A 19,902-nucleotide genomic window follows, 5' to 3' on the forward strand; every position below is an offset into this window, starting at 1 on the left:
GGACCGTCACACGATGAATGGTGACGTGCAAGTCTGCTCACCGGTGCCGCACATGTGGGGCAAGGCCGTGTTTCTTTACCGGAAAATCGTTCGACCATTCTGGTGGGGGTCATACTCTCTGCGTCAACCCGGACCGCCGTCGCGGTCCTGGGACGGGGGCGCATTCCAGATATTCCGGGACGCAAGAGGGCGGAAGGGCAGCCGCGCATGCAGGGCACGGTCGACGGATTCAGCTACGGGGTCGTCACCCCGGTGGTGGCCTTTCTGATGGCCTGCCTCGGGGCCGCCCTCGGCCTGCGGTGCACCACCCGCTCCCTGCTGGTCACGCACGCGCGGCGGCCCGCCTGGCTGGCCCTGGGCTCGGCCGCGATCGGCTCCGGTATTTGGACCATGCACTTCGTCGCCATGATGGGCTTCACCATCAAGGAAGCGCCGATCCACTACGACAAACCGATTACCTACGCGAGCCTCGGCCTCGCCATCGTCATGGTGGGCATCGGGATCTACATCGTCGGCTACCGGGGTGCCACCGGCACCGCCCTGTTCACCGGCGGCACGATCACCGGTCTCGGCGTCGCCTCGATGCACTACCTCGGTATGGCGGGCATGCACTTCGACGGGCGGTTCACGTACAACACGTTCACGGTCGCAGCCTCCGTCGTCATAGCGGTCGTCGCCGCCACGGCCGCCCTGTGGGCGGCCGGGCAGGTCCGGGGCTTTCTGTGGAGCGTCGGGGCCAGCCTGGTGATGGGCCTCGCCGTCACCGGCATGCACTACACGGGCATGGCCGCCCTCGACGTCCACCTCCACGGCACCTCCACCGCTGCCACCAGCAGCTCGCAGGCCGGGGTGCTCGCGCCGATGCTGATCGGCCCGCTCGCCTTCCTGCTCCTGGCCGGCGTCGTCGTGATGCTCGACCCGCTGATGGTCATGGGCAGGCCGGCCCGGCTCCCCGTCGAGGACAAACCGGGCGTCCCGGCCGCCGCCGTCGCCTCTCACCAGGACCGTCACCCGCCGCTCCACTCCGGCCGCGAACCGGTCCGCCACCCCGGGCACCACAGCTCCCGCACCCCGCAGAACCGCTGATCGGGACCCGTTGTCAGTGCGGGGTCGTACGGTGGATCCCATGCGGCCCGTTTCCCACATCGAACGCACGGTGGCGCCTTTCGAGGTCGTCAGCCCCTACCAGCCCAGTGGCGACCAGCCGGCGGCCATCGCCGAGCTGGCCAAGCGCATCGAGGCCGGTGAGAAGGACGTCGTCCTACTGGGCGCGACCGGCACCGGCAAGTCCGCCACCACCGCGTGGATGATCGAGAAGCTCCAGCGCCCCACCCTCGTGATGGCGCCGAACAAGACGCTGGCCGCCCAGCTGGCCAACGAGTTCCGCGAGCTCCTCCCGAACAACGCGGTCGAGTACTTCGTCTCGTACTACGACTACTACCAGCCCGAGGCCTACGTCCCGCAGTCGGACACCTACATCGAGAAGGACTCCTCGATCAACGAGGAGGTCGAACGGCTGCGCCACTCGGCGACGAACTCGCTGATCACCCGCCGCGACGTCATCGTGGTCGCCTCGGTGTCCTGCATCTACGGCCTCGGCACTCCCCAGGAGTACGTGGACCGGATGGTCCCCCTCCGGGTCGGCGACGAGATCGACCGCGACGATCTGCTGCGCCGCTTCGTCGACATCCAGTACACGCGCAACGACATGGCCTTCACCCGCGGCACCTTCCGGGTCCGCGGCGACACCATCGAGATCTTCCCGGTCTACGAGGAACTTGCCGTCCGCATCGAGATGTTCGGCGACGAGATCGAGGCGCTGTCCACGCTCCACCCGCTCACCGGCGAGATCATCAGCGACGACCAGCAGCTGTACGTTTTCCCGGCCTCCCACTACGTAGCGGGTCCCGAGCGCATGGAGCGGGCCGTCAACGACATCGAGAAGGAACTGGGGGAGCGCCTCGCGGAGCTGGAGAAGCAGGGCAAGCTCCTGGAGGCCCAGCGCCTGCGCATGCGCACCACGTACGACATCGAGATGCTCCGCCAGATCGGCACCTGCTCCGGCGTGGAGAACTACTCGATGCACTTCGACGGCCGCCTGCCCGGCTCCCCGCCCAACACCCTGCTGGACTACTTCGCTGACGACTTCCTGCTCGTCATCGACGAGTCGCACGTCACGGTCCCGCAGATCGGCGCCATGTACGAGGGTGACGCCTCCCGAAAGCGGACCCTCGTCGAGCACGGCTTCCGGCTGCCCTCCGCGCTGGACAACCGCCCCCTGAAGTGGGAAGAGTTCCAGGGGCGCATCGGGCAGACCGTCTACCTGTCGGCGACCCCGGGCACCTACGAGCTGTCGCGTGGGGACGGCGTCGTGGAGCAGATCATCCGCCCCACCGGCCTGATCGACCCGGAGGTCGTGGTCAAGCCCACCGAGGGCCAGATCGACGACCTGGTGCACGAGATCCGCAAGCGCACCGAGAAGGACGAGCGCGTCCTGGTCACCACGCTCACCAAGAAGATGGCCGAGGACCTTACGGACTACTTCCTGGAACTCGGCATCCAGGTGCGCTATCTGCACAGCGACGTCGACACGCTGCGCCGCGTCGAGCTGCTTCGCGAACTGCGCTCCGGCGAGTTCGACGTCCTGGTCGGCATCAACCTGCTCCGTGAGGGCCTCGACCTGCCCGAGGTGTCCCTGGTGGCGATCCTCGACGCCGACAAGGAGGGCTTCCTGCGCTCCGGGACCTCGCTGATCCAGACCATCGGCCGCGCGGCGCGCAATGTCTCCGGCCAGGTCCACATGTACGCCGACAAGATCACCCCGGCGATGGAGAAGGCCATCGAGGAGACCAACCGGCGCCGGGAGAAGCAGGTCGCCTACAACAAGGCCAACGGCATCGACCCGCAGCCGCTGCGCAAGAAGATCAACGACATCGTCGCGCAGATCGCCCGCGAAGAGGTAGACACCGAACAGCTGCTCGGCTCCGGCTATCGCAAGCTGAAGGAGGGCAAGGGCGCCAAGGCACCCGTCCCGTCGCTCGGCGACAAGGCAGCCAAGGGTGCGAAGGCCGGCAAGGCCACCCAGTCCACCAAGGGCAAGGCGGGGGCCGCGGTGCCCACGGACCGTCCGGCGGCCGAACTCGCCGAGCAGATCGAGGAGATGACGGAGCGTATGCGCGCCGCCGCTGCCGAGCTGCAGTTCGAGATCGCCGCGCGGCTGCGCGACGAGGTCTCGGAGATGAAGAAGGAACTGCGCCAGATGCGGGAGGCGGGCCTCGCCTAGGGAGGGAAGGGGCCCGGCCCGGCTCTGCCGAGTCGGACCGGGCTAGAGGACCTGCAGCATCGTCGGCAGCAGTTCTTGGAAGGTGCGGCCGCTGGCCGGGGTCCCGAGCGCGGTCATGCACCAATCGGAGCCCTGGCGACCGAGCTTGGCCAAGAGCCGTGCGGTGTGTGTGCCGCCTCCGGCGAGAGTGTGGACCGCCACCTCGCGTGCGCCGGCCTCGTCGATGAGGCGAAAGGTCACGACCTCGACGTCGGCGAACACCTGGCCCGTGAAGGAGTTCAGCGCCACGACGATGCTGTCGACGTGCAGGGGGATGCGGTGGAGGTCGAAGAGTATGGACTCGCTGTCGCCGATGCTGTCGCCGACGAAGCTGTCCCCGCTGTGCCGGACGGAGCCGTCATCGCTGACGAGGTGGCGGAAGAACACCACATCCACCGGCTGTCGGTCGGCGAACAACACGGCCGAGGCGTCCAGGTCGATGCTTTGGGTACGCGAGCGGAAGATGCCGCGCCGTCGACGGCTGACCCAGCTGGTGTCGATGCGGACGGTGCGCAGAGGCCTGACTCCGGCCTGCCTCAGCCTGATCGTCTGCCCCGTCCGCAGTGTGATGATCTCATCGCTTGGGGCTGTCTCTTCCTCGGCCTGGTCGGTCTCGCCCCCGTCCTCTTCGACGGGCTGGTCCACCACCGCTTCGACCGGCGCCTCGCCCGTCTCCTGACCCAGCACGATGCCCAGCAACTTCAGTACCTGGGCCGGCGCCTCCGCGAGCGACGGCCCTCCGGCCAGGGCCGCCCAGGCACCGCCGCCCGGCAGCCCCTGCTCCCATGGCCGTGCCCGCAGTGTGGGGCCGCGAGCCACGGCCCGGGTCAGCACGTCGTACAACTGCCACGCCTCGCGCGAGCTGAGCAGGGAGGTGAAGTGGTCCCGGGCCGCCGGCCGGTAACGCACCCACGCCGAATCCGCGTCGGCGGCGGGCGTGCGTTTGGCCGGCACGACGGGCCCGCCGACGAGGAACTCCGCCAGAGCGGACTCGGTGGCCTCGGGCACCAGCTCCTCCGCGATCAGCCGAAGCAGCGGGATGCCGAACTCCGGGAAGGGCGAGCACAGTACGGCCAGCCGCACCGCAGCGGCCGAGGCCCGGTTCTGGAAGGCCTTCGCCAGCGCGTCCTCGGCATCCTGCGCACCGTTCGCCTCGGCCCACGGCTCCCCTCGCTCCAGGGCCCACGTGCCGGAAGCCGGCACCAGCAGCGCGTCACAGCCGTCGGGGCTGCACCGCATCAGCGTGCGCGCCCAGCGCCCCAGGGGCCGCGCCGACAGCGTGACCGTCGGCACGGCCAGGCACCCCTCGCCCGGCGGTGCCCGGAAGAGCAGCCTGCGGTTCGGGGCCCCCGGCACCCCCGGAGAGGTGACTCGGACCGCGGAGAGATCCACGCCGACGTGCCGCCAGATGCGCGGGGGAAGCGGGTTGACGAGGGTGGTGACGTTGGTCCGCGCCCACAGGTGCAACAGCTCCCAGAGTTGCCCGCTCTGCCACGCGCGTGCCGTGCAGTCGGAGAAGACGAGGACCAGGCCCCGCCGGCCGGGCGGCGCCGGGCTGGACAGAGGGGCGCCGTACGTGGCGTGCCGGGTGGGAGCGTGCAGTACGGGAGTGGGCAGATCGGCGTCGAAGGTGCGGATCCGGATCGTACGAAAGGCGTTGAGGGAGGCCAGCATGCGACTGAGCTGACCGGTCGTCTCCTGCCATACGGACATGGACGTGCTGACGTCGACGGCCAGCGTCAGATCGAACCAGCGCTCCGGCGCGGGGGAGAACACCGGCGAGAGCTCGCCGGTACGCCCGTACTCCGCCACCGTGGCGTCGACATCCAGCCGCCGAGCCCGGCCGTGCGGCCACTTCCGCCTGAGCGGGTAGACCGCGCGCACCAGTTCGCGTTCCTTGAGGAGCTGCCTCCGGCCCGGAACCACGACGGGCCGTTCGGGCAGATCCTCGTCCTCGGGGGTGGACACCTCGTCGTCCGCGCCGGGCTCCGCACCCGGAGGCAAGGACCCGGATGCCGCGCCAACAGTGGGACCCCTCTCGGGGGACTCGGGCTCGCCGAGGGACCTCGGCTCCTCGTCATGTGCCTCTTCCGGCGGGGACGAGCCGATCCCGGAGAGCCACAAGACTTCCGCGACGCCTAGCGCGTCCCGCCCCGGGTCCGCGCGCAGCACCGCTCGGACGACGCTCGCCAGCGCATCGTCCGGTCCCGCGTCGGACCCTGGGTCAGGCACGGGAGAGATCCTTCATCAACAGCCGCTTCACTCGCTCCCGTTCGGCGACGTCCGTCACCGCGGTGCCGTTGAGGATGTGGAGCGTGCTCAGCAGCTGGTCGACGGCGACCGTCTCGCCCGCCCCCACGCGCTCGACGAATTCCCGGACGAGGTCCGCCTCCGGGCTCCCCTCGTGGATCTCCAGCCCCAGGTGCCTGCGCACCACGTTCTGCATCAGCGAGATGGTGGGAGGAGGCATGGTGTAGCGGACGCAGCGGCGCAGGAACGCGGGAGACAGTTCCTGGTCCCCGTTGCTGGTCATGACAATGAAGGGGAACTCGGTGCAGCGAACCCGGCCTTTCTCGATGCTGTGCACGACCTCCGGTTCCCATGTGCGCACCTCGGCCACCCTGCGGTTCTCGCGCAGCAGTTCGACGACGGTGTACTCGCCGCGTTCCAGGACGTCCAGCAGGTCGCCGGGCAGATCGAGGTCGGCCTTGTCGATCTCGTCGATGAGCAGGGCGCGCGGCCGCCGGACCGGCAGCAGGGCGGTGCCCAGCGGACCGAGCTGCAGGAAGGCGGCGATGTCGTCCGTCGAGCCGGGGGCTTCGTCGCGGTCCTGAGCGAGCCGGTGGGCGTGGATCCGGCCCAGGGCGTCGTAGCGGTAGAGCGCGTCGGCCAGGGTGCTGCGGGAGGTGATCTGCCAGCGCAGCACAGCCCCGAGGCCCAGCTCCAGGGCCACCTGTTCGATCACCGTCGACTTACCGGAGCCCGGTGGGCCGGTGAGCAGCAGCGGGCGTCGCAGGCACAGCGCGGCGTTCACGGCGTCGGTCAGGCCTTCGGGCGGCTGGAAGACATCGCCGCTCGGCCGGTGCGGGAAGGTCCGCCAGGGCGGGGCGGGCGGCAGCCAGGTCTGCGGCCGCGACTCCCCGGTGCCGGTGTAGAAGGTGTTCCAGGTCATGTCTCCTCCTTGCGAGGTCAGGACTTTGACGGCGGCACACGATGAGAGATGCTGCGGCAGAACGCCAGCCAGTCTCCGCTGTCCCACACGGCCCGCAGGTCCGCGACCGGCTCCCCGTCCTCGCCGAGCCAGCGCCGTCGGTAAGCGTGGGTAAGCCCCACGGGCATGGTCGGCCAGTACCGGTCGAGGCAGTGCCGCCAGGCGGCACGGTGGTCGTCGCGCCGAGGCCACAGGAACACCGGTGTGTAGGACAGGAGCATGTCCATGAGCGCTTCTTCGCCCTCCGGGTGATACGTCAGCCCGATGCCCCTGGCGTACCGGCCGTTGCGCAGCTCGTTGGTCAGCAGTTCGGGATCGTGCACGGCGTGGCGGTCCAGCCAGTCCACGGGTACGTCGGCGGTGCAGTCCAGCATCCGCTCCCAGCGGTCCTTCACGACACTGTGCAGCCGCCTCACCTGCCGGGTGGGCGCGAGTCGTCCGCTCCAGTGGAGGACCACGACGAACTGGTGGCCCAATCGCACGCCCAGACCGGCCTCCTCCGGATGCCAGTCCAGCAGCCTCGTGGTCGGCAGGGCGACATCGAGCCTGCGGAGTTCGACGTCGAGTTCCTCGGCCTTCTCCTCGGCCCAGAGCACCGCTTCGTCCAGCGCCGCCTCCACGCGTTCCTGGTCGGCATCAGGCGTCTCGTACTGTTCGTGGCCGATGACAGCCCCGTCCCGCAGCAGCCACGCGTCCACCGAGTCGGGCCAGTTGCCGGTCAGTGACGCATGCAAACTGATCACGAGGCTGAGCTGCTGATTCTTCCGCAGGTCGCGGGCGAAGCAGAGGGCGTCGTTGAGCGCGACGGAGGCGTCGACGGACTGGGCCCAGCGCTTGACGACGGGATCCGCGGGGTCCTGCCCGGCCTCCTCGGCCAGCAGGACGACGAACCGGGTGAGCCAGCGCAGACAATCCGGATCGGTGACCGGATGCTCGTAGACGAAATGGTCTACGGACTCTGGGAGGGTGGGACGAGGCACGGCTGTCGGACGCTGGGCCTCAGCCGTCAGCACGGCACTGAGCGCCCGCCGCAGATGCGCGGTCGTGACGTCGCCGCCCAGCCAGTCGGACAGCAGGCCGACTGTGCGGAAGGCGATCACGAGGCCCTTCACGGCACGCACGGCCCGTTGGGTCATGGGGTCGGCCGGGCGGGCGGCCAGGGTGTCGAGCAGTGCCACGGCGTCGTCGAGGGAGGTCGGCAACTGGCCCTGACGGAGAGGCGGATCCAGGGCGGCGAGGGCGGCGGCGAGTTCCTCCCGCGCCCGCGGCCCGGGGGTGCCGGCGCGCGGTGCGACGTGCTCCGGGTGTCGGGCGTTGCGTACGAGCCACAGGGGTTCCTGCGCGAACGGGTGCCCGTCCCAGTCCCCGCACCCGATGTTCTGCCCGGGCAGCCGGCCCCGCAGTGCCCTGGCGGCCGTCCCGACCTCGATGAACCGGCCGGCCTGGACGTCCCCCCGCTGCAGGAGGTCGGCGAGCTCCCGGGACAGCCGCAGGTCGATGGACGACTGAGCCGCCCCGCAGGACATCAGAACCGCCAGCCGCGTGCTGCCGCCCCGCACTCCGGCGGCCAGCTCCTGGGAATTCGGCATGGCGCCGCCGGCATGGCAGGTGTCCACGACACACACGACCCCGTGCACGCCGTGCCGGTCGGCCGCGTCCCGCAGCAGCGGGCCCACCTCGACGGCGCCCTCGCGCTCCTCGGGCCGGGAGTCGGCGCCCATGTAGTAGAGCGAGTTGGTGGTTCCCGGGACCATACCGTGCCCGAGCAGCGCCAACACCAGGACGGCTCCGCGATCGCCCGCGAAGCGGTACGCCTCGCGCACATGCCTGCCGATACTGTCGCCCGTCAGGTCCGCTCCCCACAGCAAGGAACGGCCGTCGGGCAGCCCCGGCGCACAGCCCCCGAGGTCCGGATCGGACAGGACGGTGTGCAGCAGCGAGGCCGATTCCGTCAGTCGGTCGAGGCGATCCATGGCGGCGCACTGGGCCCCGATCACCAGCAGATGACGCGGGGGAAACGGGCTCACGCTGATGGCTCTCCGGTGGTGGCCGCGGCGGTGCGCAGCGCCTCGGCTATCGGGCCGGCCACGCCGGGCTGCGCCAGATAGAGCCTGGCCGGGTGCACCCAGAAGCCCACGGAGTCGACCCTCCTGCTGACCGGCCGTACCTGTGTGCCGTTGGGACCGAAGTCATCCTCCAGCCGGGGGCGTACGGCCACCGGGTCGTCGTGGTCGAAGAAGTTCAGCCACGCGCCGACCCGATCGGGAGTGCACGGCGGCTGGGGCACCAACCGCGGCCGTACGACCGTACGCATCCCGAGGGGCGAGCCCAGCGTCACCAGCAGTCGTACCGGCACGGGGCCTTCGTGGAGCGTTTCCCAGGCGACGATGCTGCCCAGGGAGTGGGCGACCAGCACCGTGGTGGGGGAATCCAACTCCCGCGCCACCCGGATCCGGATGCGGGCATCGAGGGTCAGTCCCGACCCGTCGGTCTCCCGGCGGGCGAGGTAGCGGGCCACCTGACCCAGGTCGCGCACCATGAGTTTCGGTGCGGTCCACTGCCCGAGACCGCGGAACATCCGTACGGACAGGACGGTGGTGGCCGCGTTCAGGGCGCGCCGCACCGCTGCCATCGTGCCCTGTTCCTGTGGCTGCGGGGCGGCCTCCGCCCGCGCGTGGGCGAGGACCCGGGCGACCTGCGCATCGTGCTGGGCATGCGGAGTGTTGGGGAGCGACTCGGAAAGGCCTGCCAGAACCTCGTCGAGCAACTCCAGCAGTATGCCAGCGGCCTGCTCGTCGTCGACCTCCACCGCGGACCCCTGGGCCTGCACCGGGCGGAAGAGATCGGCGTAGTGGACGAACCGGCAGTCGAACTCCCCGCCCAACAGGCCGTCAGCCACCGCGGAGTGGCCTGCGTTGTGCATCCCGGCGGCCAGGGCGCGAGTCCAGTCGGCCAGTTCCCCCACCGCGTCCCGTGGACCACCCACCCCGTGCACGAACACCAGTCGAGGTCTCATCGCACCCCCGTCGCCCCCGCGTCGCACCCATCAGCATGCGACTGTTCCCGCTCAGCGCTGCCGACAGCAGCGTAGACGTACAAGGCCTGCCCGTTCACCGCTTTCCACAGGAGCTTGCCGCGCGACTTTCCACAGGCGCTCGTCGTGTGCTCCGGTTGCCGGCACCGCCGTGGGCCGGCTGTGTCGCAGCCTTGCCACAATCCCTTCCACCGGCTGGCGACGCCCGAGGCCACAGCCCATAGGGTTGCCGCAGAACAGACAGATCGCCGGGGTGCCCGGCCGTCGAGCCGACGACACGGCATGAGGAGGAGACCCGCGTGAGCGTCAACTTGTCCAAGGGAGAGGCCGTCAGTCTGCAGAAGTCCGGCGGCGGCACTCTGACGGCGGTCCGGATGGGCCTGGGCTGGAAGGCCGCCCGTCGCCGCGGCCTCTTCGGCAGCCGGACCCGGGAGGTCGACCTGGACGCCTCGGCCGTCCTCTTCGCCGACAAGGAGGTCGTGGACGCCGTTTGGTTCCGCCACCTCGTGAGCAACGACGGATCCGTCCGTCACACCGGCGACAACGTCGTCGGCGGCACCGGCGAGGGCGGCGACGACGAATCGATCCTGGTCGACCTCCAACGCGTGCCCGTGCACGTCAACCAGATCGTGTTCACCGTCAACTCCTTCACCGGACAGACGTTCTCCGAGGTGGAGAACGCGTTCTGCCGGCTGGTCGACGAGACCAACGGCCAGGAACTCGCTCGCTACACACTCACCGGTGGCGGTTCCGCCACGGCCCAGATCATGGCGAAGGTGGCCCGCCAGGGCGATGGCTGGAGCATGCAGGCGATCGGGGAACCGAGCCACGGCCGGACGATCCAGGACCTCGGCCCGGCGATCGTGCCCCACCTGTAGACGGCTCGACGACCGGGCGAGGGGGACTCATGGCCGCCGAGCTGGTGCGCGGGCAGAACCTGCTGCTGCCCGCACTGCAGCTGACGATCCGTCTGACGGCGGAGCATCCAGTGATAGTCGGCGTCACGCTCAGCGACGGGAACAATGGGCCGGCGCGGCCCGGATGGGTCGCGCACCCCGGCTCGCCGGTCCTCCTGGGGCTGGAGGTACCGCGGTCGGCCGCCACCGAGCAGCGGTTGGACATCGACCTCGAGGCGCTGCCGGAGCAGGTAGTCAGGGCCGGTGTGCTCCTGGCGCTCCCCGGCGGCGCCGACAGCCCGCAGCGCTTCGGAGTGCTCCGCGCCCCGCACGTCGTGGTCGGCGACCTGGACGGCGCCGACATCGCGCGTTATGCCGTCACCGGCCTGGACTCCGAGTCCGCGCTCGTCGTCCTGGAGTTCTATCGCAGGCACGGTGCCTGGAAGGCCCGTGCGGTCGGCCAGGGATACGCAGGAGGCCTTGTCGAACTCCTCGCCGACCAGGGCCATACCGGGGCCCACCGGCTCGCGGCCGACATCGATGCGGCGGTGGCCCGGCACCCGCGCGACTCTGCCGCGCCGCCCGTATCGGGCCGGCTGGACCGCGAGCGCTCCCGGCAACCGGAGCGGGGCCCGGAGCCCGCAGCCGCTGCGACGTGGGACGCGGAGGACGGCGCACCGCCGAGTCCGGCACATGGCCAGGCGGCGGTGGCTCACCCGGACCGGGCGAGCACCCATGGACGACGCGGCGCCGGCGGTGCCCAAGCATCCGCCGCGTCGTCGCAGCAGCTCGCATGCCCGGACGGTACCGGGCCGACCGGCGAGTCCTCGGACTCCTCCCGCTCCTCCGCGTCGTTCGACGGCGGCCGGATCGACTACCGCCATCCCCGACGGCAGAACGCGGCCCCGCCGCGCCCGCCCACCGCGTCCCCGGCCCCGCCCGAGCAGCCTGCCCAGCCCGTGGCGGGCGACGCGGTCGGCTGGTCGATGGACGAGCGGCTGTACAACCAGGTCTGGGGCATGTTCGAGGACCTGGCCCGCAGCACGGCCGCGTACCGCAGTGCCGTCGACTTCGCCGACTCCCGTCTGGAGAAGGAACTCGACCAGGTGCTCGCCGACCCGCGCAGCCGCATGGGCACGGCGGGCGATGCAGCACGCGAGGCTGCCCACGCCCGACACACCCAGCTGGCCGGCCAGGCACGGGCCGCCCTCGACCGCGACCTCGCCCAGCTCACCGCCGAGTCCGAGGTCGTCGAGCCCGCGCTCCCACCGGCCTATGCCCGCTGGGACAACCCCGTCTGGCACGGCTACCGTGTGCCGACCGAGCCGCCGACGGCCGTACGACTCGGCGATCTCCACCTTCCCGAGAGCGCACCGCTGCGTATTCCGATGCTGGTCAGGCTGCCGCTGGAACGCGGTCTGTGGATCGACAGCGGCCCCGTGGCAGGCCCCGACGACTCCTTCCTGGACTCCGCCGAGGCGCGTCGGCTCGCCATGGACGCAGCGTTGGCGCTCGCGGTCCGGCTGCTCGCCGTCCACCCGGCGGGAGAGTTCGCCGTGCAGCTCGTGGACCCGGCCGGTGCGGCAGCCCAGGCGCTCCTGCCGCTGACACGGTCGGCGGCCGTGGCCGCACCGCGGGCGAGCGGTGCGGCGGGCGTGGCGGACATCCTGGGACGGCTCACCCGGCGAGTCGACCTGACGCAGATGGCGGTCCGTGGCGGTGCCGCCGAATCGCTGCCCCCCGACATCGACACCGCCCGGCAGCTGCTGATCGTCAACGACTTTCCGCACGGCTTCGACGACCGGGCGGTGACCCAGCTGCGCTATATCGCCGACGAGGGGCCGGCGGTCGGCGTCCACCTGCTGATGGTCGCGGACCGCGAGGAGGCCGAGGCCTACGGCCCGTTGCTCGACCCGCTGTGGCGTTCGCTGATGCGACTCACCCCCGTGCCCGACGACCACCTCGCCGACCCCTGGGTCGGCCACGCCTGGACGTACGAGCCCTCGCTCGTGCCGTCCGGCAGCCAGGTCCTCCAGCAGGTGCTCACCGAGGTGACAGCCGCAAGTACCAAGCGTGGGTAAAATGCATCTGAACAGGGAGTTTGGGGTTTCCTTTACCAATCACTTTACCTTTCCTTGGTGATTGGGGTACTGTTTTCCGTACGGAGGGGAGTACTCCCTGATTGCGGCGCACCCGTCAGTACGGATCGATGTGGATCCCGGGGCGTCGGCCCGACCCGGGCGGAAGAGACCTCCGGCAGCGACAACGCTGAATGTGTTTGCCGTTACGTAATGCCGGAGGTGCAGTGGAAGTCTCCATGACCCTGTGGGTCCTGACCATCCTGGGTCTTGCCGCCCTGATCGCGGTCGACTTCTTCATCGGTCGCAAGCCCCATGACGTGTCGATCAAGGAAGCCGGTATCTGGACCGTCGTCTGGATCGTGCTGGCCGGGCTCTTCGGCTTCGGTCTTCTCGTCTTCGGCGGCGGCCAACCGGCCGGCGAGTTCTTCGCGGGCTTCATCACGGAGAAGTCGCTGAGCGTCGACAACCTCTTCGTCTTCGTCCTGATCATGGCGAAGTTCGCGGTGCCCTCGCAGTACCAGCAGCGGGTCCTGCTCGTCGGTGTCCTCATAGCCCTGGTCCTCCGGGCCATCTTCATCGCGGCCGGAGCCGCGATCCTCGCCAGCTTCTCCTGGGTCTTCTTCCTGTTCGGCGCCTTCCTGATCTGGACTGCCTGGAAGCTCATCCAGGAGGCCCGCGCCGACGAGGAGGGCGAGGAGTACGAGGAGAACAAGCTGCTGAAGGCTGCGGAGCGCAGGTTCGGCGTGGCCGACCGGTACCACGGCACCAAGCTCTGGATCCAGCAGAACGGCAGGCGGGTCATGACCCCCATGCTGGTCGTGATGCTCGCCATCGGTACGACGGACGTCCTGTTCGCGCTGGACTCCATCCCCGCGATCTTCGGCCTCACCCAGGACCCGTACATCGTCTTCACCGCCAACGCCTTCGCGCTGATGGGTCTGCGCCAGCTGTACTTCCTCATCGGCGGACTGCTGAGGAAGCTGGTCCACCTGTCCTACGGCCTGTCGATCATCCTCGGCTTCATCGGCGTCAAGTTGGTCCTGCACGCACTGCACGAGTCCGGGGTTCATGTCCCCGAGATCAGCATCCCGGTCTCCCTCGGCGTGATCTGCGCGGTCCTGGTCGTCACCACCATCACCAGCCTGATGGCGTCCAGGAAGCAGGCGGCCGTCGAGGCGACGGACAGCGTCGACGCCTGACCGTACGGGACGCGGGGCCACCACTCGAATCTGCGAGGCACCGGCCGTACCAGCGCCGGTGCCCCGCACAGGAAAGGATGAGAAGGGATCCGAAAAGAGTGGAATGCGCATCCTGTAGGTGTCTGCCACGATCGCAACATGATCACTCGGCTCAGGTGGCTCACCGCTCAGTGGACGCTCCTCGTGCCGGTGCTCGCGGTCGTCCTGCTGATCTTCACCTGGGGCCGGAATCTGCCCGGCGCGGTCGTCGCGCTCATGACCCTGGTCCTCGCGGGGGCCGTCCTCGCAGCCGTGCACCACGCCGAGGTGGTCGCCCACCGCGTCGGTGAACCCTTCGGATCACTGGTGCTCGCCATCGCCGTCACGGTCATCGAGGTGGCCCTGATCGTCACCCTCATGGCTGACGGCGGCGACAAGAGTTCCACCCTGGCCCGCGACACCGTCTTCGCCGCCGTGATGATCACGTGCAACGGCATCGTCGGGATCTGCCTCCTCGTGGCCTCCCTGCGCCACGGCACCGCGGTCTTCAACCCCGAGGGCACCGGCGCCGCGCTCGCGACCGTGGCGACGCTGGCCACGCTCAGCCTGGTGCTGCCGACCTTCACCACCAGCAAGCCGGGCCCCGAGTTCTCCACCGTGCAGTTGACGTTCGCCGCGCTGTCCTCACTGATCCTGTACGGCCTGTTCGTGGCCACCCAGACCGTGCGGCACCGCGACTACTTCCTGCCGATCACCCGGCAGGGCGAGGTCATCACCGCCGACGATCACGCAGTGCCCCCGTCGGTGCGCACCGCCTGGACCAGCCTCGGCCTGCTCGGCCTCGCCCTGATCGGGGTGGTCGGCCTCGCCAAGGGGGTGTCGCCCACCATCGAGTCCGGTGTGGAGGCGGCCGGCCTGCACCAGGCGGTCGTCGGTGTGATCATCGCCCTGCTCGTGCTGTTGCCCGAGACGATCGCCGCACTGCGCTCGGCCCGCCGCGACCGGGTGCAGACCAGCCTCAACCTCGCCCTCGGCTCGGCCATGGCCAGCATCGGCCTGACCATCCCCGCCGTCGCCCTGGCCTCCGTCTGGCTGTCCGGACCGCTCGTCCTCGGCCTGGGCCCGACGCACATGCTGCTGCTCCTGCTGACCGTGGTCGTCAGCTCCCTGACGGTGGTCCCGGGCCGCGCCACACCCCTGCAGGGCGGCGTGCACCTCGTGCTGTTCGCGGCCTACCTGGAGCTGGCCATCAACCCGTAGTAGGGCGCGCCCGGTCAGCCCGTGGCCGGCTCCACCACCGCCACGGGCACCGGCCGCGTCTCCGGCAACAGCGCGAAGCAGACCAGACTCAGCAGGGCGATCCCCGTCAGATACCCGCCCACACTCCAGGGAACGCGCCCGCCGCGCTCCGCCAGGGCCGTCGCCACGATCGGGGTGAGCGCGCCGCCCAGGACCCCGCCGAGGTTGTAGCCGACCGCGGCTCCCGTGCAGCGCACCCGTGCCTCGTACAGCTCGGGGAGATACGCGGCGATCACCGAGAACATGGTGATGAAGGCGAGCAGGGCGCCCAGGATGCCGAGGAACATCAGCAGCGGCTCACCCGTCGCAAGCAGCGCGACCATGGGCAGCATCCACAGGGCGCATGCCGTGCACCCCGCCAGGCACATCGGACGGCGCCCGCAGCGGTCGCCGAGCAGTGCCATGAGAGGCGTGAGCGCTCCCTTCACCATCACGGCGGCCATGACACAGGTCAGCATGACGGTACGGCTCACCCCGAGCCGTTCGGTCGCATACGCCAGCGACCACGTCGTCACCGCGTAGAACACCGCGTACCCGACGGCCAGCGCTCCGGCCGTCAGCAACACCAGCCGCCCGTGGTGCCGCAGGACCTCGAGGATCGGCACGCGCGCGTGGTCGTCGATCTCCAGGAACCGGGGACTCTCCGCGAGCGACGAACGCAGCCACAGCCCGGCCAGCGCCAGCACACCGGCCGCCCAGAACGGCACCCGCCATCCCCACTGAGCGAACTGCGCGTCGGACAGCGTCGCCGACAGCACGAGCATCACCCCGTTGGCGAGCACGAAACCGCATGCGGGACCCACCTGAGGGAAGCTCGACCACAGGGCGCGCCGCCCCGCTGGCGCGTGCTCGGCGGTCAGCAGCACCGCTCCGCCCCACTCACCGCCGAGCCCCAGCCCCTGCAGGAAGCGCAGGACGAGCAGCAGCACGGGGGCAGCCATGCCGATGGACCCGTACGTCGGTACACACCCGACCGCGACGGTGGAGGCGCCGGTCAGCAGCAGGGAGATCACCAGCACCGGCCGCCGTCCGCGCCGGTCGCCGATGTGTCCGAACAGCACCGAACCCAGCGGCCGGGCCACGAAGCCCACCCCGAACGTCGCGAACGCCGCGAGCGTCCCCGCCACCGGCGAGAACGTCGGAAAGAACAGCGGCCCGAGGACCAGAGCCGCCGCGGTCCCGTAGACGAAGAAGTCGTAGAACTCGATCGCGGTGCCGGCGAGGGAAGCGGCCGCGAGCCGCGGCATGGAAGGGGCCCTTACGGCCTGTGCATCGTGCATGCCGCGTCAACTACCCACCGTGATCACGGGTTACGGGGGCGTGCAGAGGTGATCAACGAGCCTCGGCGCGCGCCGAGGTGACCGCGGTACACCCCCTCGCCCGCTCCGTGCGCCGTGATAGACCGGGTCCCAGCGAGCGGTCGCAGACGAACCGCCCCGAACGGACCGGAGGAACCGTGCCCCGCACCCTGGCCAACGCCCCGATCATGATCCTCAACGGGCCCAACCTGAACCTCCTCGGCCAGCGCCAGCCCGAGATCTACGGCAAGGACACGCTCGCCGATGTCGAGGCGATGTGCGCCAAGGCGGCGGCCGCGCACGGCGGCACGGTCGACTTCCGGCAGTCAAACCACGAGGGCGAGCTGGTCGACTGGATCCACGAGGCACGGCTCGACCACTGCGGGATCGTCATCAACCCCGGTGCCTACTCGCACACGTCGGTCGCAATTCTGGACGCACTCAACACCTGCGACGGCATGCCGGTGCTGGAGGTGCACATCTCCAACATCCACCAGCGCGAGTCGTTCCGGCACCACTCGTACGTCTCGCTGCGCGCCGACGGCGTGATCGCGGGCTGCGGGGTGCAGGGCTACGTGTTCGGCGTGGAGCGGGTGGCCGCCCTGGTGGGGGCGGTCCAGACCGACGCGTAGCCACCCCGGGCCTACAGGCGTCCGGCCTCCACGATCCGCCGCAGGAAACGCTGTGTGCGCTCCTGCTGCGGGTCGCCGAAGATCTGCTCGGCGGTGCCGCGCTCCAGCACGACCCCTCCGTCCAGAAAACAGACCTGGTCGGCGACGTCCCGGGCGAAGCCCATCTCGTGCGTCGCCAGCACCATGGTCATGCCCTCGTCCTTCAGACCGCGGACCACTTCGAGGACCTCGCCGACGAGTTCCGGGTCGAGCGCGGCGGTGATCTCGTCGAGCAGCAGCAGCCGGGGCCGCACGGCGAGGGCCCGTACGATCGCCACACGCTGCTGCTGACCGCCGCTCAGCCGGTCCGGGTAGGCATCCGTCCTGCCGCCCAGCCCCAGGCGCTCCAGCAGCTCCCTGGCCCGCTCCTCGGCCTGAGCGCGGGAGGCGCCGTGCACCCGGCGGGGGGCGAGCGTGATGTTGTCCAGCACGGTCATGTGCGGGAACAGGTTGTACGCCTGGAAGACCACGCCGATACGGCGCCGTACCGCGTCCTGGTCGACGCGCGGGTCGGTGATCTCCTCGCCGTCCAGCCAGATCGCGCCGTCGTCGATGTCCTCCAGGAGGTTGGCGCAGCGCAGCAGCGTGGACTTGCCCGAACCGGAAGCGCCGATCAGCGCGGTCACGGTGTGTGGGGCGACCTCCAGGTCCACGTCCCGCAGCACGACCGAGCCCCCGAAGGTCTTGCGGACGGACTCCATCCGCAGCACCGGGGAGCCCTCCTGGGCTGTCGTACTCATATCGATCCTCCCTGGGCCCGCTGCCGGTCCATCCTGGCCGTCACCCAGTCCGTGAAGCGGGTCATCGGGATGGTCAGCGCCACGAAGACCAGGCCCGCGACGATGTACGGCGTGTAGTTGAGGCTCCGGCCCACGATGATGTCGGCGGCCCGTACGGCGTCCACCGCGCCGCCGATCGACACCAGACCGGTGTCCTTCTGCAGCGACACCAGGTCGTTGAGCAGCGGCGGCACCTGACGGCGCACCGCCTGGGGCAGCACGACGTGGCGCAGGGCCTGCCGGTTGGTGAGGCCCAGCGAGCGGGCCGCGGCGCGCTGCGAGGGATGGATGGACTCGATGCCGGCCCGGAACACCTCGGCCACGTACGCGGAGTACGTCAGCGTCAGTGCCGTACCGCCCAGGAGCACCGGGTCGACCGTCACACCCTGCAGCCGCAGCGCCGGCACGCCCAGCACCACGATCATCAAGTTGATGATGAGCGGAAGACCGCGGAAGAAGTCCGTGTACGCCGCCGCCAGGACGCGCAGCGGGAAGAACACCGGGCCGCGCAGGGTGCGGGCGACGGCGATCAGCAGGCCGAGGACCAGCACGGCGACCCCGCAGACGAGCAGGAGGCGGACGTTCAGCCACAGGCCGTCGAGGACCTTCGGGAACGCCTCGCGCGCGTACTGCGCGCTGAAGAACGTCTCCTTGGTGCGCGGCCAGCCCGGCGCGTTGACGACGATCAGGTAGAGCACGGCAGCCGTGACCAGGGTGGAGAACGCCGCTATGGCCGTGGCGCGGCGGGTGCGCGCCCGCTTGTAGCGCTCTCGTTCAATCCGCCGCCCGGAAGGCACATAGCCGTCACCGGCGCCGGGCACTGCCTCCCCGGCGCCGCCGGTCATGTCACCCGTGCCGTCCGCCCCCTCCGGAGCCGACTCGCCCTTGGTGACCGTCACTTGAGCACCGGTGCGTCGACGGCGTCGGAGAGCCACTGCTTCTCGATCCGCGCCAGCGTGCCGTCCTTGCGCAGGGCGTCCACGGCACCGGTCATGCACGACGTCAGCGCGCTGCCCTTGTCGAGTACGAGCCCGAACTGTTCGGGCGTGCCGCTCCGGTTCTCGAACTGGCCGACGATCTTCGCGTCCGTCACCTCGGCCGCGGTGATGTAGAACGCGGTCGGCAGGTCGACGACGATGGCGTCGACCTGACCGTTTTTCAGCGCGGACTTCGCCTGGTCGTTCTTCGCGTACACGGCGGCCTCCTGCTTCGGCTTCACCACATCGGTGATGTAGTCGAGGCTCGTGGTGCCCACCTGGGCACCCAGCTTGAGGTCCTTCAGGTCCGCGATGCCGGTCGCCTTCGTGGCCTTGCTGCCCTTCAGCGCGATGACGGCCTGGCGCACGTCGTAGTAACCGGAGGAGAAGTTCACGGCTTTCTTGCGCTCGGCGCTGATCGACACCTGGTTGATGTCGAAGTCGAAGGTCTTCACACCGGGCGCGAACGCCTTGTTGAAGGGCACGCTCTGCCAGACCACCGCGCTCTTGTCATAGCCCAGTTGCTGGGCCACGGCGTAGGCGACCGCAGACTCGAAGCCCTTGCCGTTCGCGGGCTTGTCGTCCTTGAACCACGGTTCGTAAGCAGGCTCGTCCGTCGCGATCGTCAGCTTCCCGGACGTCTTGGTGGCCAACTTGCCCTTGGCACAGCTCTTCGCGGCGGATCCGGACGGGGCGGCCGCCCCCTTCTCCTCTGGCTGCGGAGCACAGCCGACAGCAGTGGCGAGCAGGGCTACGGTGGCGGCGGCTACCGCGCCGCGCAGTGTGCGGGGGGCAAGGTGCATGGCGGGAGATTGGCAGCGAACCCCCCGTTTGTCCAGGTCACGCCGTTCACTGTCCGCATCGTGGGAACCGGTGTTGCAGCCGTGTGAAATCTGCCCCTGAACCGGGTCTGAGCTGTGGCGCTGGCCTGGGCCGCCGGCCGAGGGCGGGGTGGGAAGACCGGCGGCCCATACCGCGCAGGAGCCTCATCCCGTGCGGGGCTGCTCCCAGTTGACTGCGTGACGTCGGCCTTCGGGAGCGCGCACGCGAGTCCGGTGTGTGCGAAGTGTTCACACGGGGCGCGAGCGGTCGAGTGCGCGCCGGGCGTACGTGCGGGCGTGCGCCGGTCGTGCAGAAAACTTGCTTCTCGAGCCGC

At 70.0% G+C, this 19,902-nt stretch carries 15 protein-coding genes and 1 pseudogene; 7 read left to right on the forward strand and 9 right to left on the reverse strand.

Annotated elements, in window-relative coordinates; all coding sequences use genetic code 11:
* Window positions 1–207 precede the first annotated feature (207 nt).
* Window positions 208–1,086, forward strand: coding sequence for an MHYT domain-containing protein (locus ABZ471_RS22870; protein ID WP_359068630.1), 879 nt, complete (start codon window positions 208–210; stop codon window positions 1,084–1,086).
* 40 nt (window positions 1,087–1,126) lie between these two features.
* Window positions 1,127–3,283, forward strand: a complete 2,157-nt coding sequence (gene uvrB, locus ABZ471_RS22875) for an excinuclease ABC subunit UvrB (RefSeq protein WP_359068631.1) — start codon at window positions 1,127–1,129, stop codon at window positions 3,281–3,283.
* A 42-nt stretch (window positions 3,284–3,325) separates the two neighbouring features.
* Here uvrB and ABZ471_RS22880 read toward each other — a convergent pair whose 3' ends face one another.
* From ABZ471_RS22880 to ABZ471_RS22900, 5 genes and pseudogenes are all read right to left on the reverse strand, one after another.
* A complete protein-coding gene (locus ABZ471_RS22880) occupies window positions 3,326–3,895 on the reverse strand; it encodes a TerD family protein (protein WP_359068665.1) in 570 nt (189 codons plus the stop codon).
* A gap of 252 nt (window positions 3,896–4,147) precedes the next feature.
* Window positions 4,148–5,554: pseudogene (locus tag ABZ471_RS22885) on the reverse strand (SAV_2336 N-terminal domain-related protein); the annotation flags it as partial.
* Window positions 5,547–6,494, reverse strand: a complete 948-nt coding sequence (locus ABZ471_RS22890) for an AAA family ATPase (RefSeq protein ID WP_359068632.1) — start codon at window positions 6,492–6,494, stop codon at window positions 5,547–5,549. The pseudogene ABZ471_RS22885 and the gene ABZ471_RS22890, both read right to left, overlap by 8 nt.
* Window positions 6,495–6,511: 17 nt before the next feature.
* Complete coding sequence (locus ABZ471_RS22895; protein ID WP_359068633.1) at window positions 6,512–8,560, reverse strand: hypothetical protein; 2,049 nt, start codon at window positions 8,558–8,560, stop codon at window positions 6,512–6,514.
* Window positions 8,557–9,549, reverse strand: a complete 993-nt coding sequence (locus tag ABZ471_RS22900) for a hypothetical protein (protein WP_359068634.1) — start codon at window positions 9,547–9,549, stop codon at window positions 8,557–8,559. Before ABZ471_RS22900 ends, ABZ471_RS22895 begins: the two co-directional genes overlap by 4 nt.
* A gap of 317 nt (window positions 9,550–9,866) precedes the next feature.
* On the opposite strand from ABZ471_RS22900, the gene ABZ471_RS22905 reads away from it, so the two are divergent.
* The 4 genes from ABZ471_RS22905 (at window position 9,867) to ABZ471_RS22920 (ending at window position 14,982) form a co-directional block, all read left to right on the forward strand.
* A complete protein-coding gene (locus tag ABZ471_RS22905) occupies window positions 9,867–10,445 on the forward strand; it encodes a TerD family protein (protein ID WP_359068635.1) in 579 nt (192 codons plus the stop codon).
* A 29-nt stretch (window positions 10,446–10,474) separates the two neighbouring features.
* The gene (locus ABZ471_RS22910; RefSeq protein WP_359068636.1) at window positions 10,475–12,544 is read left to right on the forward strand and encodes a TerD family protein; all 2,070 of its coding nucleotides are present in this window, start codon (window positions 10,475–10,477) and stop codon (window positions 12,542–12,544) included.
* A gap of 224 nt (window positions 12,545–12,768) precedes the next feature.
* Window positions 12,769–13,743, forward strand: coding sequence for a TerC/Alx family metal homeostasis membrane protein (locus tag ABZ471_RS22915; RefSeq protein ID WP_359068637.1), 975 nt, complete (start codon window positions 12,769–12,771; stop codon window positions 13,741–13,743).
* Between the two features lie 138 nt (window positions 13,744–13,881).
* Window positions 13,882–14,982, forward strand: a complete 1,101-nt coding sequence (locus ABZ471_RS22920; RefSeq protein WP_359068638.1) for an ionic transporter y4hA — start codon at window positions 13,882–13,884, stop codon at window positions 14,980–14,982.
* 14 nt (window positions 14,983–14,996) lie between these two features.
* Here the strand turns inward: ABZ471_RS22920 and ABZ471_RS22925 are convergent, their stop codons facing one another.
* Complete coding sequence (locus tag ABZ471_RS22925) at window positions 14,997–16,268, reverse strand: MFS transporter (RefSeq protein ID WP_359068639.1); 1,272 nt, start codon at window positions 16,266–16,268, stop codon at window positions 14,997–14,999.
* Between the two features lie 209 nt (window positions 16,269–16,477).
* Here ABZ471_RS22925 and aroQ point away from each other — a divergent pair, with 209 nt between their 5' ends.
* Window positions 16,478–16,951 carry a type II 3-dehydroquinate dehydratase gene (gene aroQ / locus ABZ471_RS22930; protein ID WP_359068640.1) on the forward strand — a complete coding sequence of 158 codons (474 nt, stop codon included), beginning with the start codon at window positions 16,478–16,480 and terminating at the stop codon, window positions 16,949–16,951.
* A gap of 11 nt (window positions 16,952–16,962) precedes the next feature.
* On the opposite strand, the gene ABZ471_RS22935 is transcribed toward aroQ, so the two are convergent.
* The 3 genes from ABZ471_RS22935 to ABZ471_RS22945 are packed head-to-tail and all read right to left on the reverse strand — an operon-like array spanning window position 16,963 to window position 19,549.
* Window positions 16,963–17,730 (reverse strand): amino acid ABC transporter ATP-binding protein, encoded by a 768-nt coding sequence (locus ABZ471_RS22935; protein ID WP_359068641.1) that lies wholly within the window; start codon window positions 17,728–17,730, stop codon window positions 16,963–16,965.
* Entirely contained in the window at window positions 17,727–18,668 is a 942-nt protein-coding gene (locus tag ABZ471_RS22940) for an amino acid ABC transporter permease (protein ID WP_359068642.1), read from the reverse strand. Before ABZ471_RS22940 ends, ABZ471_RS22935 begins: the two co-directional genes overlap by 4 nt.
* Window positions 18,665–19,549, reverse strand: a complete 885-nt coding sequence (locus ABZ471_RS22945; RefSeq protein ID WP_359068643.1) for an ABC transporter substrate-binding protein — start codon at window positions 19,547–19,549, stop codon at window positions 18,665–18,667. The genes ABZ471_RS22940 and ABZ471_RS22945 overlap by 4 nt, the downstream gene beginning before the upstream one ends.
* Between the last annotated feature and the right edge of the window lie 353 nt (window positions 19,550–19,902).

It is taken from the genome of Streptomyces sp. NPDC005728 (genome assembly GCF_040630895.1).
In the GTDB taxonomy this organism is placed as follows: Bacteria; Actinomycetota; Actinomycetes; order Streptomycetales; family Streptomycetaceae; genus Streptomyces.

Excerpts from the sequence above, each read along its gene's own strand:
- ABZ471_RS22935 (WP_359068641.1), bottom strand. The coding sequence starts at position 17,730 with ATGAGTACGACAGCCCAGGAGGGCTCCCCGGTGCTGCGGATGGAGTCC.
- ABZ471_RS22945 (WP_359068643.1), bottom strand. The coding sequence starts at position 19,549 with ATGCACCTTGCCCCCCGCACACTGCGCGGCGCGGTAGCCGCCGCCACC.
- ABZ471_RS22900 (WP_359068634.1), bottom strand. The coding sequence starts at position 9,549 with ATGAGACCTCGACTGGTGTTCGTGCACGGGGTGGGTGGTCCACGGGAC.
- ABZ471_RS22920 (WP_359068638.1), top strand. The coding sequence starts at position 13,882 with ATGATCACTCGGCTCAGGTGGCTCACCGCTCAGTGGACGCTCCTCGTG.
- ABZ471_RS22910 (WP_359068636.1), top strand. The coding sequence starts at position 10,475 with ATGGCCGCCGAGCTGGTGCGCGGGCAGAACCTGCTGCTGCCCGCACTG.
- ABZ471_RS22890 (WP_359068632.1), bottom strand. The coding sequence starts at position 6,494 with ATGACCTGGAACACCTTCTACACCGGCACCGGGGAGTCGCGGCCGCAG.
- ABZ471_RS22870 (WP_359068630.1), top strand. The coding sequence starts at position 208 with ATGCAGGGCACGGTCGACGGATTCAGCTACGGGGTCGTCACCCCGGTG.
- uvrB (WP_359068631.1), top strand. The coding sequence starts at position 1,127 with ATGCGGCCCGTTTCCCACATCGAACGCACGGTGGCGCCTTTCGAGGTC.
- ABZ471_RS22925 (WP_359068639.1), bottom strand. The coding sequence starts at position 16,268 with ATGCCGCGGCTCGCGGCCGCTTCCCTCGCCGGCACCGCGATCGAGTTC.